Consider the following 17,760-nt stretch of genomic DNA (forward strand, 5'->3'; position numbering starts at 1 on the left):
GCGAGGATCTCGCGGTATGTCACCAGGTCGTTCTCGCGCTTGATGCGCTCGAGGACGGTCGCGACAACAAGCGCCGCTATCGCCGGCAGGAACGCCGCAGCCGCGGCGACGCCGGCGCCCCAGGTGCCCTCCATCCAGTTAAACGCCGGCGACAGTATCAGTGCGAACGCCACCGCCAGCAACGCGAGCATCAGCACGGCCAGCCATAGCATCCGCGTTCCCATGCGCTTGCGATCCCTTTCGACTGCCTCTTCCATAACGGTCACGTCTCCCTTCACGAGCGTGTCTATGGAGGTGCCGAATAGGATGCTCAGCATGAGCAGACTCTGGACGTCCGGATACGTCTTGTCCCGCTCCCAGTTCGAGATCGTCTGACGCGACACGTAGAGTTTCTCGGCGAGCTGTTCTTGGGAGAGCCCCATCGCCTCGCGCCTCGTCTTTGCTCACCGGCACGTCGAGCGTCTCACCGAGGGCGACGAGTATCTCCGCGTCGGGCACCGAGAGCCCGCGTTCCCATTTGGAAACCGTCTGCCTCACCACGTTCAGCTTGAGCGCGAGCTCCTCCTGCGATAGCCCTTTCGATTTCCTGAGGGCCTGGATGTTCTCGTTCAGCATGGCGGATCCTTTCTCTCGCCCGGTTCCTACGTTACCGCAATGCTGCCCGCAGATGGCCCGTTGCCGCAAGCAACGGGTCGTAACATCGGCGGGGACCGTTTGAGTTCACAGGTGATGCAAGCTCCTAATAATTTGACGTCCATTCAATCTACCTGCGGTTTGCAACCATAGGGTGCCTGCAGGTTGCGTAAAATGAAGCCTCAAGTTGGTGGTTTCCGCCATGTGGCTACCGTAGTGTGTAAGTCGCCGGCAGGAAAGCACCGAACGCTGGGATGCCGCGCCCGCGCCGTCGCCGTGAGCCAAGATCACGACGCCCGCGTGCCCGCTTCCAGCCAACGAGAGGACCTACTATGAGCTTCCGTACCAACCTTCAGTATCTGCGCGCCGAGCGCCATATGACCCAGGAGCAGCTCGCCATGCTGCTTGGGGTATCCCGCCAGTCCGTCACCAAGTGGGAGGCCGAGAAGTCCTACCCGGAGATGGATAAGCTCATCAAAATGTGCCAGATTTTCGAGTGCTCGCTCGATGACCTGGTGCAGGGTGACGTGTCGCGCCGCGCGGCCGTGAGCCAGAGCGCCGCGGATGGCGTGCAAAACGATGGGAACGCCGTCGTCCGCGTCGAGGCTCCGCACGGGCGGAACTCGTTGTCCGACATCGGATCCGCCTTTGTGCCCGCGATCCCCGTCGGTCCCAACACGGATGTATGCGGCTATGACGAGCACATGGTCGCATTTGCCCGCAAGGTCGCACTCGGTGTGGCGCTCATCATCCTGGGGGTCGCCGCCGCGGTCTTCACCGATGAGGTCCTGCACTCAGACGGAATCGTCCTCATGGCGTTGTTCGCGCTCGTTGCCGCTGGCTTGGGATTCCTTATTCCATCCGGCATGGAGCACGCGGCTTTTGTGGAAGCCCATCCGTATGTTGCGGACTTTTACACCGCAGAGCAAAAGGCGGCAGAGCGTCGTCGTGCTTCGATCGCGATCGTTTCGGGTATCGCGATCATCCTTCTTGGCATCGCCGTATCGGCGCTGTTTGAGGTGGAGGCGAACGTCCAGGTATATGGCGACACGCTGATGATGGTCCTGGTCGCCGTCGGTGTTGGGGTGATTGTCCACTGGGGCATGCTGTGGGGCCGCATGGATGTCGCGGAGTACAACAAGGAGTGGCTCGAGACGGTCGAATTGAGTGCGGAGGAGCTGTCGCAGCTGGATCCCCAGAGCCGCGAGGCGTATCTGCGCGCGTGCAATCCCAAGTATCGCCGTACAGCGGCGCGCAAGAAGAGGGCTTGCGTCGTGATCATGCTCGCCTCCACCATCATCGCGCTCATCTGGCTGTTCGTCGGTGCTGCCATGGATGCGTCCGAGGGGATCGGCGGCCTGTTCTGGCTCCCGTGGGTCGTCGGTAGCTTGGGCTCCGCTATCGCCCTTATCGTTATCGACGATGACGATGAGAATGATGCGGCTGCATGCGGCGATAGGGAGTAGAGGCGTTCGAAGACATCCGTCTGAATGAAGCGGGCGGCCTCGGGTGTGCCGGGGCCGCCCGCATTTTGCTGGGTGGTGCTGTATTGCCGGCGTGGAGCGGGCCTCAAGCTAGTGCTTGCCGTCAATTTGAAGTCTTCGGCTGCGGGCACCTTTGAGTCCGCATCACGAGCGCAACGCTGGCGCCCAAAGCGCTGATTCTTGACGCGCGTGATGCGGACTTCGGCAGATGCTGCCTCTAGTTCAGCAGCCCCCACACGGCAAAGCCGAGTGCTCCGCCGATGGCGGCTGCGGCGAAGAAGGTCAGCAAGTCGTACGCCAGTCGGTGCTTCGTCGGCCACGCGCGGCGGGGGAGTGCCCGCGGATCGCGCTCGATGTCCGCCTCGCCGTTCATGAAGGCGAGGATCTCGCGGTATGTCACCAGGTCGTTCTCGCGCTTGATGCGCTCGAGGACGGTCGCGACAACAAGCGCCGCTATCGCCGGCAGGAACGCCGCAGCCGCGGCGACGCCGGCGCCCCAGGTGCCCTCCATCCAGTTAAACGCCGGCGACAGTATCAGTGCGAACGCCACCGCCAGCAACGCGAGCATCAGCACGGCCAGCCATAGCATCCGCGTTCCCATGCGCTTGCGATCTCTTTCGACTGCCTCTTCCATAACGGTCACGTCTCCCTTCACGAGCGTGTCTATGGAGGTGCCGAATAGGATGCTCAGCATGAGCAGACTCTGGACGTCCGGATACGTCTTGTCCCGCTCCCAGTTCGAGATCGTCTGACGCGACACGTAGAGTTTCTCGGCGAGCTGTTCTTGGGAGAGCCCCATCGCCTCGCGCCTCGTCTTGATCTGGTTGCTGATGTCCATCGTCACCTCCCGGTCGTGAAGGAGCGTCCCGCGAACACGCCGGGTGCGCTATCGAATCTGTTGTACATCATATGCGGCAAGGCTTGCCGGGCGCTGCAAAAACTGTTTTGCACGGGGTTTACCTGCATGATTGTTGCTGCGATGGCTTAGCGATGTTGTCGAGCAGTCATCCAAGTGTACAGGCCCATGGCGGCGTAGCCGATTGCGGTATAGGCAACCCCATGGAACGCAAGGTCCTGGCTGCCCTCGACCTTGAGGGGAAACAGGACCGCGGGTCCGATTCCGAGCGCCGCGGGTACCCAGAAGAGCGTCCTCGCGGAGTTTGCGGCGAGCAGGCCGAGGGCGATCGCAGTTACGGGGAGCACGAGGTAGATCAGCGCCATCATGGCGATCATACCGGCATCGGATGGGACGAAGCTCACCAGGAGGGCGGGGATTGCCCAGCAGGCGCCAACGATTGCGATCAATGCGATGAGGGACGCGCGTACTGTGACGTTCATGGGGCACCTCCTAACGGGAATCGCCCCCATTCTGGCATACATCTTCAGAATGGGGGCAAAGGGGGATACCATTTCGGGGAACGGGTGCGTACCCGCGCTTTTAACTCAGCATCTTGGCGAGCATGCTGATGCCGACGCCCACCAGTCCGCCGGCGATGGCGCCGATGATGATCTGCACCGCGTTGCGCGTGCCCTTGACCCAAGGGTTCATCTCGCGCTCACGGCGCCCCTCGAGCGTGTCGCGATCGACCTGCTCGCCGCGGCTAAACGCCAACACCTCGCGGTACGTGACGAGGTCGTGCTGCTTCTTCATGCGTTCCATATACACGAACGCCACGAGCATCACGACGAGCGCCACGGCGGCAAACGCCGCGGTGGGCGCGATGTGCATGCCCCAGCCCCATTCGAACTGGAACGCCGCCCACGCGCTCAGCACCAAAAACACGACCGCGCTCACGACCGTGATTGTGGAGAGGGCGTTGTACTTCTTGACCGCTTCGTTCATTACCTGTGCCATGGTTTCCACATCTCCTTTGATGAGGGAGTCCACGGTCACCCCGAACACGTTGGAAAGCAGCAGCAGGCTCTGGACATCCGGATACGTACGGCCGCACTCCCAGTTGCTGATGGTCTGGCGCGACACGTAGATGCGCTCCGCCAGATCGTCTTGGGACAGTTCGAGCTCCGTGCGATGCTCCTTGATGTGCGAGCCCAGCTCCATGCGTTTGCTCCCTAGAGGGTCGGGGTGACCCCTGTCGAGAGCCACCATGTCATTGACGCGAGCATCGTACCATCAAAGGTCTTTATATTTGACCCCCACGGGGCAAAATCGAGCTGTCAAAAGGCTTTATATAAGACATCTAGCTGGGAAAAGAACGGTCCCCAAAGGCGGATGCCTCCGGGGACCGGTTGGTGCGTATAGAGGGGGCGAGCTTGCTTTGGGTTGGTGTTGGCCCCGCCGCTCGGCTCGACTTTGGAGCGGCGGGGCTCAGCTCTGCCTCGGCGCTGGCGAGGCAGAGCGCGGCTTTGCCCCGACGTCGGCAGCGGCCGAGCCCTGTCTTCCCGGCTTAGCCCTCTTCGCCTTTGGGCGTGCCCTTGAACGAGGGCTCTTTCTTTGGCAGCCTTCCCGCGCGTTTGAGGGCGTCTCGCAAGATCCATTCCACCTGACCGTTGGCGCTGCGCATCTCATCGTCCGCCCAGCGTTGGACGGCCTCCCAGATAGCGGGGTCTATACGGAGTGGATACTGCTTGCGTGCCATGACGTGCCTTCTTGTCGAATGTGCAATTTTGCACCCGTCCCCAAATTACTCATTGGTGTTGGGGTTAGTACAGCGAGCCTGCGTTGAGCACCGGGTGCGCCTCGGATTCACCGCAGAGCACCACCATGAGGTTGCTGGCCATCTGCGCCTTGCGCTCGTCGTCGAGCTCGATGGTGCCGCCGGCAGCCATCTCCTTCACGGCCATGTCGACCATGGAGACCGCGCCCTCGACGATCTTCTTGCGTGCGGCGATGACGGCCTCCGCCTGCTGGCGGCGCAGCATCGCCTGGGCGATCTCGGGGGAGTAGGCAAGATGGGTGAGGCGGGCGTCGTCGACCTCCACGCCGGCGGGTGCCAGGCGCATCGCGAGCTCGCGGCGCAGGGCTTCGGAGACCTCTTCCACATTGGCGCGCAGCGTGATGGCGCCGGCGGCATCGGACTCGTCCTCCAGGTGGTCGTAGGCGTACACGCTCGCCACGTGGCGCAGCGCCGTCTCGGCCTGCATGGCGACATAGCTCTGGTAGTCGTCGACGTCGAAGAGCGCCTTGGCGGTATCGGCGACGTGCCACACCACGACGGTTGCGATCTCGATGGGGTTGCCCATTTTGTCGTTGACCTTCAGGCGCTCGCCATTCAGGGTGCGCACGCGGGTGGAGATAGTGGTGGGGTTGCCCTTGGCGGCCTTCTGCGCCGCGGCCTTGGCGGCCTTGGAATCGCTAATCTCGAGCTCGATCATCTCGCCGATCCCGGCCGATCCGCCCATGTTCTTGCTAAAGAACGGGTTGGCCCAGAAGAAGCCCTCGTCGCGGACGGTGCCCACGTACTTGCCGAACAGGATGCACACGCGCGCCTGGCCGGGCTGCAGCGAGAAGAATCCGTTGAGTGGGATGAACCACAGGCAAAACGCGAGGATGCTGAGGCCGAGCCCCCATCCGTAGACTGCGGGCGCGTCGACGCCGTCGGGCGTGCTCGCGAGCCCGATGGTGCTCCAGATAAAGAAGCCGATGATGACGATGAGCGCCACCGCCACGGCGACGAGCATGCCGTAGCCCGACTTGGCCTTGAGTTGCTTTTCCACGCTCATTGTGAGTTCCTTTCATGACTGCGCCGGCGTTTGCGTGACGTCCCCGGCGCCGCGCTCCAGATTGCGATGGGGAGGAGGCGAGTCCCCGAGCAGTCCGTGCGACTGCTGATTGCATTGTGATATCACATTGAAACCATGTCAAGAACGACAATCGCCGTTTGCCGATTGACTCCCATCGCCTCGGGGAACTCCCCACCACTCTGGTAGTTTCTTCCATTCAGTTCACGCGATCTGATGGGAGCCCCCATGAGCGAGCTGCTCGAATCGTTTCTGCGCGTCGGAATGACTGTGTTCGTCTTCGGCCCGCTGGTTGCGTGGGTCGCTCGCCGCGGCGCGCGCGAGCGCCGCGAGGCGACAGACGTCTTCGAGTGCTTCACGGTGCGCATGCCCGCGGGTGGTATGGGCACTGCCTGGGACCGGGCCTGCCTGCCGCTCCTCGCGCCCCTACATCACGCCCGCAGGCCAGCGGTACCGGGTGAGGTCGACTCGGCCGTCGGCGAGAAATTCTACACCCTCGGCTTCGAGCAGCTCACGTTGCGCCTCAGGTCCGCCAAAGGCGAAGCCCGCAGCGAGGCGCCGTCGGCAAACACGATGCGATGGCAGGGGATGACGCCCGGTTGAGGGTTGACGTGCAGGGCATATCCCACGTAACGGGCTCGCCTGGGCTCGCCGACGAGCTTGGCGATCTGCCCGTAGGTGGCGACCATGCCCGCGGGAACCTGTGCGACCATCTCGTAGACGCTCCCGAAGAAGCCCTCGCGGTTCCTATCAGCCATCACAAACCTTTCAGTGCGCGGGTATCGGCGCGCCCGCGAGCAGCGGACGCGCTACGCCTCCAAATACCTCTCGACAAGCTCCTCAAACGCGCCGTCCATGCCCGTGGTCTCGAGCACGCCGTCGCAGTGGGGGCGCACGTCGTCGGTGACGTACTTCTTGAGCGCGCCTGCGCCGCCCATGCCGATCTCCTCGGCGATCTCGACCTCGGAGCGGCCGGTGCAGATGGCGGCGGTGGAGAGCAGGCCGGACACACCGGGACGGGCTTCGGGGTCGAACGTGATCATGCGCTCGGAGTCGGTCTGGCTCTTCTTAATGCGCTTGGCCGTCTCCTCGGCGGTCATCGAAATATTGATGGCGTTGCCGTAGCTCTTGCTCATCTTTCGACCGTCAAGGCCGGGCAGCAGCGGCGGTCGGACAGCAGCGCGTCGACCTCGGGGAACACCTTGCCGTAGCGGTTGTTGAACTTGCGTGCGATGGTGCGGGTGAGCTCGATGTGCGGCAGCTGGTCGCGCCCGACCGGCACCACGTTGCCCTTGCAGAACAAGATGTCGCACGCCTGGTGCACGGGGTAGGTGAGCAAAAGGCCGGTGAGCTCATGGCCGCTGGCCTCCATCTCGGCCTTGACGGTGGGGTTGCGCTGCAGCAGGGCCTCGGAGACGAGCGACAAGAACGGCAGCATGAGCTGGTTTGCCGCGGGCACGGCGGAGTGCGCGTAGATCATGGTCTTGTCGGGGTCGATGCCGCAGGCAAGGTAGTCCATGACCATGTTGTACACGTTGTCCTGGATGTGCTCGGTGGTGTCGCGGTCGGTGATGACCTGGTAGTCGGCGATGAGCACGTTGGTCTTGGCGCCCATGTTCTGCAGCTCAACACGGCCCTTGAGGGTACCGAAGTAGTGGCCCAGGTGCAGACGGCCGGTGGGGCGGTCGCCGGTGAGCATGGTGAACTTCTCGGGGTGCTGCGGCAGGTCGGCGCGGATCTGGTTGCTGCGCTCGAGGCTGACCTCATAGCTGAGCTCGTTGGGCATGCTGTCTCCTTTTGGGTTGAGTGCCTGGCCGGCATTGTCGGTCTTGGTTGAAGATGAAGCTACCAGAGAAACGGCGTCTCTTGCCGGAATCAACGATGGTTTTCGCCGTGTCGTCCCGCAGGGCCGTTTCCCTTCTTGGGAAGGAGCCCCTCGATATGCTCGAGCCGCTCCTCATGGGCCACGTGTGCCGCGCGCTCCTCGGCGGCGAAAGCGGGGTCTTCGGGCGTGACGGTCTCATCTCGCTGTCGACTCCGGTACCACCGCGACGGCGCTCCTGAGCCTGCTCGTCGACAAGCCGGTGACTATCTACACCACCAACGGCTATGCATGTCGGTTTACGGGCGAGCTTGCTGCTAAGGTGGTGGTAATTGGCGGCGACTTCAACCCCGTTACCTGCTCGCTCACCGGTCCTATGGTTGAGAGCGCGCTGCGCGAGCTGTACTTTGACCGGGCGTTTATAGGTGTCAACGCGGTGGACGAGGACCGCGGTATCATGACGCCAGGTTATCCCGAGGCTATCAAAAAACGTATCGTGATGCAGAATTCCCAGGCGAGTTACGTACTCGCCGATAGCTCCAAGTTCCACGTGTTTTCAAATGTAAAGGTGTGCGACCTGGAGGGCTTTACTGTTATTTCCGACAGGCGCGACTCCAAAATCGGCGAACGCGTCAAAATGATCACGGCCTAGGACACTGGGGCATCGCATCTTGTCCTCAAGCCGTTGCCCACGTAACGAAGCGTGGGGCAAACGTGCGCCCCATTCCTGATTTGGGGACTAGCTTAGTTCGTCGGCTATTTGGTGCTCGTAGAAGGCTTCTACTACGGCGTTAAAGTCGCGGGCGAAGTCTTCCATGGTTCCACGCCAGGTGGCTCGGCCGGGCTTTCCTTGGCCCACATAGGCGGTTTGAATGCCGCAGGCGGGGCTGGGGAAATCGCGCTTGGGATCGTTGCCCACCATAAGGACCTCGTGCGGCTCGAGCCCCATGACCTGCAGCTGCTCTAGATAATATGTGGCATCGGGCTTGCAGCGCGTGGCGTTGCCCATGTGCGTTACGAGCTCGAAGGGCGCGTCTGTCAGCTCGCCCCAGCCCATGCGGCACTCGATGGCCCCTTGGGGAAAGCTGGGGTTGGTGAAGAGCGCGCAGCGCAGCCCCGCGTCCTGTACGGCTTGAAGCGCGGCGTGCGCACCCGGCACGGCTTTTGCGTTGATCATGTCATCGTTCTTGTACGGCAGAACTTCGTGATCGTAGTAGGTAAACGCCTCGTAGATAAGTGGGTCCGAGAGGCAAATGCCGCACCGGCGCTCGACCTCGGTCTGGTAAAACTCAAGATTGGTGCGATTGTCCGTGCTGCTGCGGCGATTGGCGTTGAGGTCGACCAGGATGGTGCCGAGGCGCGCCATCGTGCCCCCGCGGCTGCGACGTCCGATATCCGCGAGCATCGACGAGACATCCTTAAAATAGCGAAGGATGAACGCGTTGAGGTTGATGCTAAGAAGCGTCTCGTCCATATCGAAAACGACTGCTTTGAGCACGCGGGCACCTTTCTCGAAAAATCGTTCCAGAATCGTATGTCTGGGATACTTTACCCCAAAGCAGTGTGCCTAGCTGCTCATCGTCAACTCGTGGAGACAGTCGTTCACAAGATTGCGAAAAAGTCTCCATACGAGTAAAAAATCGCAGTTCACGCTTGAAATCGAAGCGATTTCCCCGTAATCTATACGGACGTGATTGCATAAGCGTCACATCAGTATCTGTCGGCTCCCGAGTGTTCCTAAACGTTGTGTGCTTGTCGCACCCATCTGTAGGTCCTAGCAATCGGGGCCCCGTAGTTCGAAAGGGGTCCACCTTTGAGTGAGATTCAGAACTCGTCCATTTTCTCTCTTGACGATGTCAACGAGGAGGAGATGAACAACCTCATCGACGGTACGATTACCGACTTTGATGAGGGCGATCTCGTTAACGGCACTGTCGTTAAGATCGAGCATGACGAGGTGCTCGTTGACATCGGATTCAAGTCCGAGGGCGTTATCCCGGTCCGCGAGCTGTCCATCCGCAAGGACGCTAACCCTGCAGACATCGTTGCACTCGGTGATCCCATCGAGGCTCTGGTTCTCCAGAAGGAGGACAAGGACGGTCGTCTGGTCCTGTCCAAGAAGCGTGCCGAGTACGAGCGTGCTTGGAACCGCATCGAGGAGAAGTTCAACTCCGGCGAGAACGTCGAGGGCGAGGTTATCGAGGTTGTCAAGGGCGGCCTGATCCTCGACATCGGCCTGCGTGGCTTCCTGCCCGCTTCCCTCGTCGACCTCCGTCGCGTCAAGGACCTCACCTCTTACATGGGCACTCGCATCGAGGCTCGCGTCATCGAGATGGACCGCAACCGTAACAACGTCGTCCTCTCCCGTCGCGTCGTGCTCGAGGAGTCCCGTAAGGCCGAGCGCTCCGAGATCCTGTCCAAGCTCAAGTCTGGCATGCGTCTCCAGGGCACCGTTTCCTCCATCGTCGACTTCGGCGCCTTCGTCGACCTCGGCGGTATCGACGGCCTCATCCACATCTCCGAGCTCTCCTGGAACCACGTCAACCATCCTTCCGAGGTTGTCAAGGTCGGCCAGGAGGTCGAGGTCGAGGTTCTCGACGTCGACCTCAACCGCGAGCGCATCTCCCTGGGTCTCAAGCAGACCACCGAGGATCCGTGGCGCGCACTGGTCAAGAAGTACCCCGTCGGCGCTATCGTCGAGGGCACTGTGACCAAGCTTGTCCCGTTCGGCGCTTTCGTCGATCTGGGCGAGGGCATCGAGGGCCTGGTGCACATCTCCGAGATGGCCAACAAGCACGTCGACCAGCCTTCTCAGGTCACCCACGTGGGCGACAAGGTTCAGGTCAAGGTCATGGAGATCGACCTCGACCGTCGTCGTATCTCCCTGTCCATGAAGTCCGCTGCTGAGACTCTGGGCGTCGAGATCGAGGTCACCCCGCTGCCTTCCGAGAAGAAGGACGAGGAGACCGACGCCGAGTAAATCGGTTTGACGATCACTTGTTTTAAGGGATCCGTCCGCAATGGACGGGTCCCTTTTTGCATTTGGCGCCGAAATGCGCATTGCTTTCCGGGCTGTCCATAGGCTATTGGATTGTCGGTGCATGAAAAATGCCGACATCCCGCCTCGGGGAGGAGGCGGGAACGCACCGAGTAGACGGAGGGGTGCGGAGCGCGGTCGCGTCTCGACTGACGACGTTGCCCATCGACGACCCTATTGTACTGTATAGCGTGGTTCTTGGTTTATCGTGTCGAACGCTTGTGTTGTGCCATTGCTTGCGGCAACGGTGTGCTACACTCTTGCACTGCTGAGTGGGCCAGACGGTCGCGCGATGTGCTGCTTGCAGCACGCGTGAGGAAAGTCCGGGCTCCAGAGGGCGGGATGCCGGCTAACGGCCGGGCGGAGTGATCCGACGGAAAGCGCCGCAGAAAAGAAGACTCCCACCTGCGCCGCAAGGCGTAAAGGGAAAAGCTGAAACGGTGGTGTAAGAGACCACCAGCGTCGTGGCAACACGGCGGCTTGGCAAGCCCCATCCGGAGCAAGCGCGAATAGGAACGCTATGGGCCGGCCCGGTCCGCGTTCGGGTAGCGTGCGTGGAGCTGCACGGTAACGTGCAGACAAGATAAATGACCGTTCACGACAGAACCCGGCTTACAGGCCCACTTGGCATTTTTGTTACCCTGACAATCGGTACGGCCTTTGCCGTATTATTGAGGCTGTTTGTTGCCGCGCTTTATTTTGTTGAGGGGCTTTGTTGGACAGCTATTTTACTCTGCAATCGAATATTGAGGCTTCGGGCGAGTTTGTGGACCGCAAGAGCCGGTTTATTGCCCAGCTGGTCCATATTGAGTCCGAGGATGAGGCGAATGCCTTTATCGAGATGGTTTGCAAGCGTCATTACGACGCTCGACACAATGTTCCCGCGTGGATTTTGGTCGATGGGCGCGAGCGCCAGAGCGATGATGGTGAGCCGAGCCGCACGAGTGGTATGCCGACGCTCGAGGTGCTGCGCGGTGCGGGGCTCAAAAATGTTTGCTGCGTGGTGACGCGCTATTTTGGTGGCACGCTGTTGGGTCCTGGTGGCTTGGTGCGCGCCTATACCGCGGCGACGCAGGCGGCGGTGGCCGCGGCTCAGGAGGCCGGGCAGATCGTTGAGATGACGAGCGTCGTGCCGGTTGACGTGCATGTGGCCTATCCGCAGTACGAGCAGGTGCTTCGTTTGGCGCAGGATTCGGGTGCCAAGGTTTCGGATACCGATTACGCGGATGCCGTGACGATTCACTTGGTGTTCAAAGCTGGGGAGCAGGAGCCGTTTTGCGCTAAGATGCGCGAGCTTATGGCGGGGCGTGAGGAGATTGAGGTCGGAGCTCCCAAATTTGCCGAGTTCTAACGGCGACGGCCGGCGTGCTTTTGGATGGATCCTAAGCGCGCCGGCCGTCGTTTTACTGTTGCTGTCGATTACTCGGCGAGCTGCTTTAGCACATCACAGGCGATTTCGACGGCATCGTCGATGCAGCCGGGGCAGCTGCGGAGCGGACCCTTATCCGATCCGATGCCCTTGAGCGTGCCGCAGACGGTCGTCGTGTTCTTCTCGCCAAAACGCTTGGCAATCTCGCGCGACAGCTTGTAGGTCTGGCCTTTGGTCTTGGGGTTCTCCATGCCGTCGCTCATTACAAAGCCCATGATGGCAACAGCGCCCGAGATGGCGCCGCAGGTCTCGGTCATGCCACCCATGCCGGCGCCAAAGCCCTCGGTGAGGGTAAAGGCGGTCTGGGGGTCGAGCCCGACGGCAGGTGCGAGCGTGCAGGCAACGGCCTGTGCGCAGTTAAAGCCACGGGCGTGGTATTCGGCAGCCTGAGCCTGGCAGGCGGCGGTGTCGAGCTGGGTGGTATCGATCTGCTTCATCGTTGTCTCCTTGGTCACGGTGTACCCGCCTATGGTACCCGTGACGGGGCATGTAATCATCGAGAGCTTCATGTATGCCTCATTTTTATCTATCGAGCAAATGCCCAAGGCTTGAGATAAATACCCCTAATCAATTTGTCCCATAACCTACCTTGGGGATGGGTTGAGAGGGGTGCAGGGTAGCGGTATCGTGAACCGAATAAAACTAAAACCCAGGCAAGGGAGCTAGATATGAGCGAGCAGACTATCGGTACTACATGTGTTCAGGGCGGCTATCACCCGGGAGATGCCGAGCCGCGTCAGGTGCCCATCTACCAGTCCACCACGTGGAAGTACGACACGTCCGAGCACATGGGCAAGCTTTTTGACCTGGAGGAGTCGGGCTACTTCTATAGCCGTCTGCAGAACCCCACGTGCGATCTGGTTGCCGCCAAGATCTGCGAGATGGAGGGCGGCACTGCCGCGATGCTCACGAGCTCGGGCATGGCCGCGAATTTCCTTGCGATCTTTAACGTGGCCGGTGCCGGCGATCACGTAGTCGCGAGCTCTGCCATCTATGGCGGCACGTACAACTTGCTCGCCCACACCATGGGCCGTATGGGGCTGACCTGCACGTTCGTTGCCCCCGACTGCACCGATGAGGAGTTGGAGGCAGCCTTCCAACCCAACACTAAGCTCGTCTTTGGCGAGACCATCGCCAACCCCGCCCTTGCCGTGCTCGATATTGAGCGCTTTGCCAGGGCCGCACATGACCACGGTGTGCCGTTGATGGTCGACAACACCTTCCCGACGCCCGTGATGTGCCGTCCCTTTGAGTGGGGCGCCGACATCGTTACGCACTCCACCACCAAGTACATGGATGGACATGCTGCCTACCTGGGCGGCGTGATCGTCGACCACGGCCAGTTTGACTGGATGGCCCATGCGGACAAGTTCCCGGGTCTCACCACGCCTGACGAGAGCTACCATGGCGTGACCTATGCCGAGAAGTTCGGTCGCGAGGGCGCCTTCATTACCAAGGCCACCGCGCAGCTCATGCGCGATCTTGGCCCCATGCAGAACCCGCAGGCGGCGTTCTTCTTGAACAGCTCGCTCGAGAGCCTGCATGTGCGCATGCCGCGTCATTGCGAGAACGGCCTGGCCGTTGCCAAGTTCCTGCAGAGCCATCCCAAGGTGCGCTTCGTGAGCTATCCGGGCCTGGAGGGCGACAAGTACTATGACCTCGCTCAGAAGTACATGCCAAACGGTACCTGCGGCGTTGTGAGCTTTGGCTTTAATGGTGGTCGCGCGGCGGCCGAGACCTTTATGAAGAGCCTCAAGCTCGCCCAGATCGCCACGCATGTGGCCGACGCCCGCACCTGCTGCCTGCATCCCGCTAACGCTACGCACCGCCAGATGAACGATGAGGAGCTCATCGCCTGTGGCATCTCCGCCGACATGGTGCGCCTGTCGTGCGGCCTCGAGGACACGGCCGATCTGATTGCCGACCTTGAGCAGGCACTCGAGCAGTGCTAGGCTAGCTCCGTACAAGGTGCCGATGCTGGCAGAAAGCTTCGGTGGCCTTTCGTTCCGATTCCGTAGGCGGGACCCCAATTGCGACTGTTTACAGGCGATTGGGGCCCCGTTTTTGCGTTGCGCCACTCGAAAGGATGGATATGGAGAAAACTGCAGAGCAGCTGCGCCGCGAGCATATTGCCCTAGAGGGCGACACCCATGGCAAGAACAAATGGGCGATTCTATTTACCGTGCTCATCATGACGTTTATGGTGTGTTTGGATTCGACCGTCGTGACCGTAGCGCTGCCCGTGATGCAAAAGGAGCTGGACGTGGGCCTCGATCGCATTCAGCTGGTGAGCTCGGTGTACCTGCTTGCGACATGCGTGGCTATGTTGCCGTTTGGCCGTCTGGGCGACGTGCGCGGCAAGGTGAATGTGTTCCAGCTGGGCGTCATCGTCTTTTCGGTCGGTTCCCTGCTGTGCGGCCTTTCGGCCTCGCTCGAGGTTCTTATCCTGGCACGCATTGTTCAGGGCGTCGGTTGCGCGGCGGCCATGGCTAACAACATGGGTATCATCACCGAGTCGTTCCCGGCGCGCGAACGAGGCCGTGCTATGGGTATTCTCGCGACCTTTGTGGCCCTCGGCATGATGTGTGGCCCCGTGCTCGGCGGCATGCTGGTGGCAAGCTTTCCTTGGGAGAGCATCTTCCTCATCAACCTGCCCATTGGCGTCATCTCGTTTATCGTGGGGCTCTACACGCTGCCGCATGTTAAGCCGGAGGCCGGCGAGCGCCCCATGTCCCTGATCGAGGCCGCTCGTCGCTGCTTTGCAAATTCGGCCTTCACCATCAACCTTGCCTGCATGCTCATCGTGTTCGTTGGTATTGGCGCATCTGAGTTTATCCTGCCGTTCTATTTTCAGGACGCCCATGGCTTTGGTTCCGACATTTCCGGATTTCTCTTTTTGGCGCTGCCGATGGTGAATGCCTTTATCGGACCGCTTTCGGGTACGGTTTCGGACCGTGTTGGCTGCGAGGGCCCCACGGCGGTCGGCCTGGGCGTGTACGTGTGCGGTCTCTTTGCGGTAAGCACGCTCGACGAGCACTCTTCTATTCCTGTGATCGTGTGCTGCGTTGCGTTTATGTCGTGTGGCACGTCGATTTTCCAGAGCCCCAACAACTCGCTGTATATGGGCTCAGCTCCGCGCGAAGCGCTCGGCTTTGCGGGCAGCCTGGGCAGCCTGGCGCGCTACGCCGGCATGGCACTCGGCATTACGGCGGCGTCGCATATCCTGTATGGGCAGATGAGCGTGGCGATGGGCGAGGCCGTGACCAGTTTTGTTGCAGGCCGTCCGGATGTATTCCTATTCGGCTTTCGCTCGGTGTTCTACGTACTTATGGCTGTGGCCGCTGTGGGCTTTGCGCTTGCCATGGTGCGTTTGGTGACGATGCGCGCCCGCCATTAGCGTGTTGGGAGGCTGTCTGCCACGATTCGCGCCGTCCCAAAAAGACTGGTTTGTGGTGCGATGCGGCTTGTGGGACGGGCGGGGGTCGGTCCGTGGTAGACTATCGAACAACGTTTATTAATCGCGCGGTATCGTTGCCGCGAGAAGGGGTTGCGCCATGCAGGAGCTTGAGGATCGTATTCGCCATGACGGCATCGTAAAGGCCGGTAACGTCCTTAAGGTTGATGCCTTCCTCAACCACCAGTGCGACGTTGAACTGTTCGACCACATGGGCGCCGAGTGGGCCCGTCTGTTCGAGGGTGTCGAGATCAACAAGATCCTGACGATCGAGGCTTCGGGCATTGGCATGGCTTGCATCGCGGCTCAGCATTTTGGCGGCGTGCCGGTGGTCTTTGCCAAGAAGGCGCAGTCCATCAACCTCGACGGCGAGCAGTATGCCACGACCATCTACTCCTTTACCAAGCAGAAGGAGTACCCGGTCATTGTGGGTAAGCGCTTCCTGTCCGAGGGCGACAAGGTCCTGATCATCGACGACTTCCTGGCCAACGGCTGCGCGCTTGAGGGCCTTATTAAGATCTGCGAGGCTGCGGGCGCCGAAGTTGCCGGCATCGGTATTGCCGTGGAGAAGGGCTTCCAGGGCGGCGGCGATAAGCTCCGTAAGCGCGGCTTCCGCGTTGAGAGCCTGGCACGTATCGCCGATATGGACTGCGAGAACGGCGAGATCACCTTCGCCTAAGCGCGCAACACAAGCGATTGGTATGCGATGTGACAAAGGGACTGTCCCTTTGTCACATTTTTTGTATGAGGGGAGGTGTTGATATGGACGAGAACAAGATGGGATGGCGCGAGTATGCGCGCTATGCCGAGATGTCGGCTGAGGAGTTGGCGCGCGATTGCGAGGTGCAGGTGTTTCGCGCGACTGGTCCGGGCGGACAAGGCGTCAACACGACGGACTCGGCGGTGCGCATGAAACATATCCCTTCGGGAATTACCGTGACGGCGCGCGAGAGCCGCAGTCAGTTCCAAAACCGTAGCAGCTGCCTGCGTAAGCTGCGCGCTGAGCTTGAGCGTCGCGGGCGTCCACCGCGCCGACGCGTAAAGACCAAGGTGCCTCAGCGCTCTCGCCAGCGCAGGCTCAATGACAAGCACTTCAACGCCATTAAAAAGGCCAACCGTCGCAAGCCGGGCAGCGACGAATAGCTTCCTCATAAGTTGCGGTGAAATAGGGACTGTTTTGCGGCTTTAACTGCATAAACAGTCCCTATTTCACCGCAACTTATGGGGGGTTAGCGGGTTGGGTGCCAGACTTCGAGAGCGGCGGGAAGGACGTCGACCTCGATGTGCGAGGCGACAACGGGCTCGCCGTCGGCTTGGATGGGGTAGTCGGGCTCCTCAAAGGTGAGTGCGGCATGGCGGCAGCGGCGCATACGAACTGCTGGCAACTTGGTATGGTGGCCGTCCTTGGCCGAAAGGAACATAGGCAGGGCAACCGCGCGAGGGACGGGGCCGCAGGCGTAGCAGACGTCGAGTACGCCGTCGCAGGGGTCGGCATCGGGGCAGATGCGATAGCCCGAGCCATACGTGGGGCCCAGCTGAATCGCCATAACGATCGCCCTCACGCGCTCGGCGGGCGCGCCGTCAAAGCTGACTGTCATGGGGTAGTTGCGATAGCGCAGGCCAAACTGCTCAAGTCCCGAGAGGGTGTAGAGCGGAGCGCCCGTCAGGCCAGTCTTTTTGCGCAGTTCGGTGGTGCCAAGGCCGATGGCGGCATCGATGCCGACCGAAAGCGTCTGGTCGTAGTACTCAACGGTAGCCTCGCCGCTGCCGCATGCGGGGTTCCATGAGCGAATCCGCCCGATGTCCTGACGCTGCAGCTCACAGGTGAGCAGCGCGCCAAAATTCTTGCCGGAGAAATCTTCGATGCCGAGCGTTTGGGCAAAATCGTTGCCGGAGCCCACGGGCAGGACGGCAAGAGCGGGGCGGGCGTCCTCCTTTTGCGTCATAAGCCCGTTGACGACCTCGTGGATCACGCCGTCGCCGCCAAGGGCGATAACGGTGCGATAGCCCTGAGCCTGGGCGGCCAGCTCCTTGGCGTGTCCCATACGTTCGGTTAGCACCAGGTCAAACTGGGATGCGCGTGCGGTCATGTCCAAAAAGCGTTGCAGGCGCTCGGCAACTTCGCGCGCCGCACCCGACTGGGCGGCTGGGTTGGCGATGATGAGCGTGCGACCAAAATCAGTTGCGTGCATGGGGCGACTC

Annotated in this window: 17 protein-coding genes, 1 other RNA gene and 3 pseudogenes; 9 read left to right on the plus strand and 12 right to left on the minus strand. The window is 61.1% G+C overall.

Features of this window, described 5'->3' with window-relative positions; all coding sequences use genetic code 11:
• Both I2D57_RS02360 and I2D57_RS02365 read right to left on the minus strand, forming a co-directional pair.
• A partial coding sequence (locus tag I2D57_RS02360; RefSeq protein WP_195361378.1) for a helix-turn-helix domain-containing protein occupies positions 1-422 on the minus strand: 422 nt, incomplete at its 3' end.
• A 34-nt stretch (positions 423-456) separates the two neighbouring features.
• Positions 457-615, minus strand: a pseudogene (locus I2D57_RS02365) (helix-turn-helix domain-containing protein); the annotation flags it as partial.
• A gap of 350 nt (positions 616-965) precedes the next feature.
• On the opposite strand from I2D57_RS02365, the gene I2D57_RS09835 reads away from it, so the two are divergent.
• Entirely contained in the window at positions 966-2,099 is a 1,134-nt protein-coding gene (locus I2D57_RS09835) for a helix-turn-helix transcriptional regulator (RefSeq protein ID WP_229055578.1), read from the plus strand.
• A gap of 235 nt (positions 2,100-2,334) precedes the next feature.
• Here I2D57_RS09835 and I2D57_RS02375 read toward each other — a convergent pair whose 3' ends face one another.
• From I2D57_RS02375 to trpS, 7 genes and pseudogenes are all read right to left on the minus strand, one after another.
• Entirely contained in the window at positions 2,335-2,955 is a 621-nt protein-coding gene (locus tag I2D57_RS02375) for a helix-turn-helix transcriptional regulator (RefSeq protein WP_195361333.1), read from the minus strand.
• A gap of 146 nt (positions 2,956-3,101) precedes the next feature.
• Positions 3,102-3,455: a hypothetical protein gene (locus tag I2D57_RS02380; RefSeq protein WP_195361334.1), complete on the minus strand. Its 354-nt coding sequence runs from the start codon at positions 3,453-3,455 to the stop codon at positions 3,102-3,104.
• A gap of 100 nt (positions 3,456-3,555) precedes the next feature.
• Positions 3,556-4,176, minus strand: coding sequence for a helix-turn-helix domain-containing protein (locus tag I2D57_RS02385; protein ID WP_195361335.1), 621 nt, complete (start codon positions 4,174-4,176; stop codon positions 3,556-3,558).
• A gap of 346 nt (positions 4,177-4,522) precedes the next feature.
• Positions 4,523-4,714, minus strand: coding sequence for a type II toxin-antitoxin system antitoxin (locus I2D57_RS02390; protein WP_117734980.1), 192 nt, complete (start codon positions 4,712-4,714; stop codon positions 4,523-4,525).
• 64 nt (positions 4,715-4,778) lie between these two features.
• Positions 4,779-5,798: an SPFH domain-containing protein gene (locus I2D57_RS02395; protein WP_195361336.1), complete on the minus strand. Its 1,020-nt coding sequence runs from the start codon at positions 5,796-5,798 to the stop codon at positions 4,779-4,781.
• A gap of 444 nt (positions 5,799-6,242) precedes the next feature.
• Positions 6,243-6,574 (minus strand): annotated as a pseudogene (locus I2D57_RS02400) (MGMT family protein).
• Positions 6,575-6,625: 51 nt separating this feature from the next.
• Positions 6,626-7,602: pseudogene (gene trpS / locus I2D57_RS02405) on the minus strand (tryptophan--tRNA ligase).
• Positions 7,603-7,900: 298 nt separating this feature from the next.
• Here trpS and I2D57_RS02410 point away from each other — a divergent pair.
• Positions 7,901-8,290 (plus strand): DeoR/GlpR family DNA-binding transcription regulator, encoded by a 390-nt coding sequence (locus tag I2D57_RS02410; RefSeq protein ID WP_233543837.1) that lies wholly within the window; start codon positions 7,901-7,903, stop codon positions 8,288-8,290.
• 87 nt (positions 8,291-8,377) lie between these two features.
• On the opposite strand, the gene I2D57_RS02415 is transcribed toward I2D57_RS02410, so the two are convergent.
• Positions 8,378-9,136: an HAD family hydrolase gene (locus I2D57_RS02415; RefSeq protein WP_195361337.1), complete on the minus strand. Its 759-nt coding sequence runs from the start codon at positions 9,134-9,136 to the stop codon at positions 8,378-8,380.
• Positions 9,137-9,451: 315 nt separating this feature from the next.
• On the opposite strand from I2D57_RS02415, the gene rpsA reads away from it, so the two are divergent.
• From rpsA to I2D57_RS02430, 3 genes are all read left to right on the plus strand, one after another.
• Complete coding sequence (rpsA, locus tag I2D57_RS02420; RefSeq protein ID WP_022095232.1) at positions 9,452-10,618, plus strand: 30S ribosomal protein S1; 1,167 nt, start codon at positions 9,452-9,454, stop codon at positions 10,616-10,618.
• Between the two features lie 326 nt (positions 10,619-10,944).
• An RNA gene (gene rnpB / locus I2D57_RS02425) (RNase P RNA component class A) lies at positions 10,945-11,306 on the plus strand.
• 81 nt (positions 11,307-11,387) lie between these two features.
• Positions 11,388-12,026, plus strand: a complete 639-nt coding sequence (locus tag I2D57_RS02430; protein WP_195361338.1) for an IMPACT family protein — start codon at positions 11,388-11,390, stop codon at positions 12,024-12,026.
• A 68-nt stretch (positions 12,027-12,094) separates the two neighbouring features.
• On the opposite strand, the gene I2D57_RS02435 is transcribed toward I2D57_RS02430, so the two are convergent.
• Positions 12,095-12,541 carry a C-GCAxxG-C-C family protein gene (locus I2D57_RS02435; protein WP_229055579.1) on the minus strand — a complete coding sequence of 149 codons (447 nt, stop codon included), beginning with the start codon at positions 12,539-12,541 and terminating at the stop codon, positions 12,095-12,097.
• A gap of 231 nt (positions 12,542-12,772) precedes the next feature.
• Between I2D57_RS02435 and I2D57_RS02440 the strand changes: the two genes are divergently transcribed.
• The 4 genes from I2D57_RS02440 to I2D57_RS02455 all read left to right on the plus strand — a co-directional run bounded on the left by I2D57_RS02440 (position 12,773) and on the right by I2D57_RS02455 (position 16,701).
• Entirely contained in the window at positions 12,773-14,056 is a 1,284-nt protein-coding gene (locus I2D57_RS02440) for an O-acetylhomoserine aminocarboxypropyltransferase/cysteine synthase family protein (RefSeq protein ID WP_195361339.1), read from the plus strand.
• 140 nt (positions 14,057-14,196) lie between these two features.
• Complete coding sequence (locus tag I2D57_RS02445) at positions 14,197-15,501, plus strand: MFS transporter (protein ID WP_195361340.1); 1,305 nt, start codon at positions 14,197-14,199, stop codon at positions 15,499-15,501.
• Positions 15,502-15,658: 157 nt separating this feature from the next.
• Positions 15,659-16,237, plus strand: coding sequence for a xanthine phosphoribosyltransferase (locus tag I2D57_RS02450; RefSeq protein ID WP_055286127.1), 579 nt, complete (start codon positions 15,659-15,661; stop codon positions 16,235-16,237).
• Positions 16,238-16,320: 83 nt separating this feature from the next.
• On the plus strand, positions 16,321-16,701 hold the full coding sequence (locus tag I2D57_RS02455) for a peptide chain release factor family protein (protein ID WP_192919550.1): 381 nt from the start codon (positions 16,321-16,323) through the stop codon (positions 16,699-16,701).
• An 86-nt stretch (positions 16,702-16,787) separates the two neighbouring features.
• Here the strand turns inward: I2D57_RS02455 and I2D57_RS02460 are convergent, their stop codons facing one another.
• A complete protein-coding gene (locus tag I2D57_RS02460; protein WP_195361341.1) occupies positions 16,788-17,750 on the minus strand; it encodes a diacylglycerol/lipid kinase family protein in 963 nt (320 codons plus the stop codon).
• Between the last annotated feature and the right edge of the window lie 10 nt (positions 17,751-17,760).

Source organism: Collinsella aerofaciens (assembly GCF_015553355.1).
Lineage (GTDB): Bacteria > Actinomycetota > Coriobacteriia > Coriobacteriales > Coriobacteriaceae > Collinsella > Collinsella aerofaciens_V.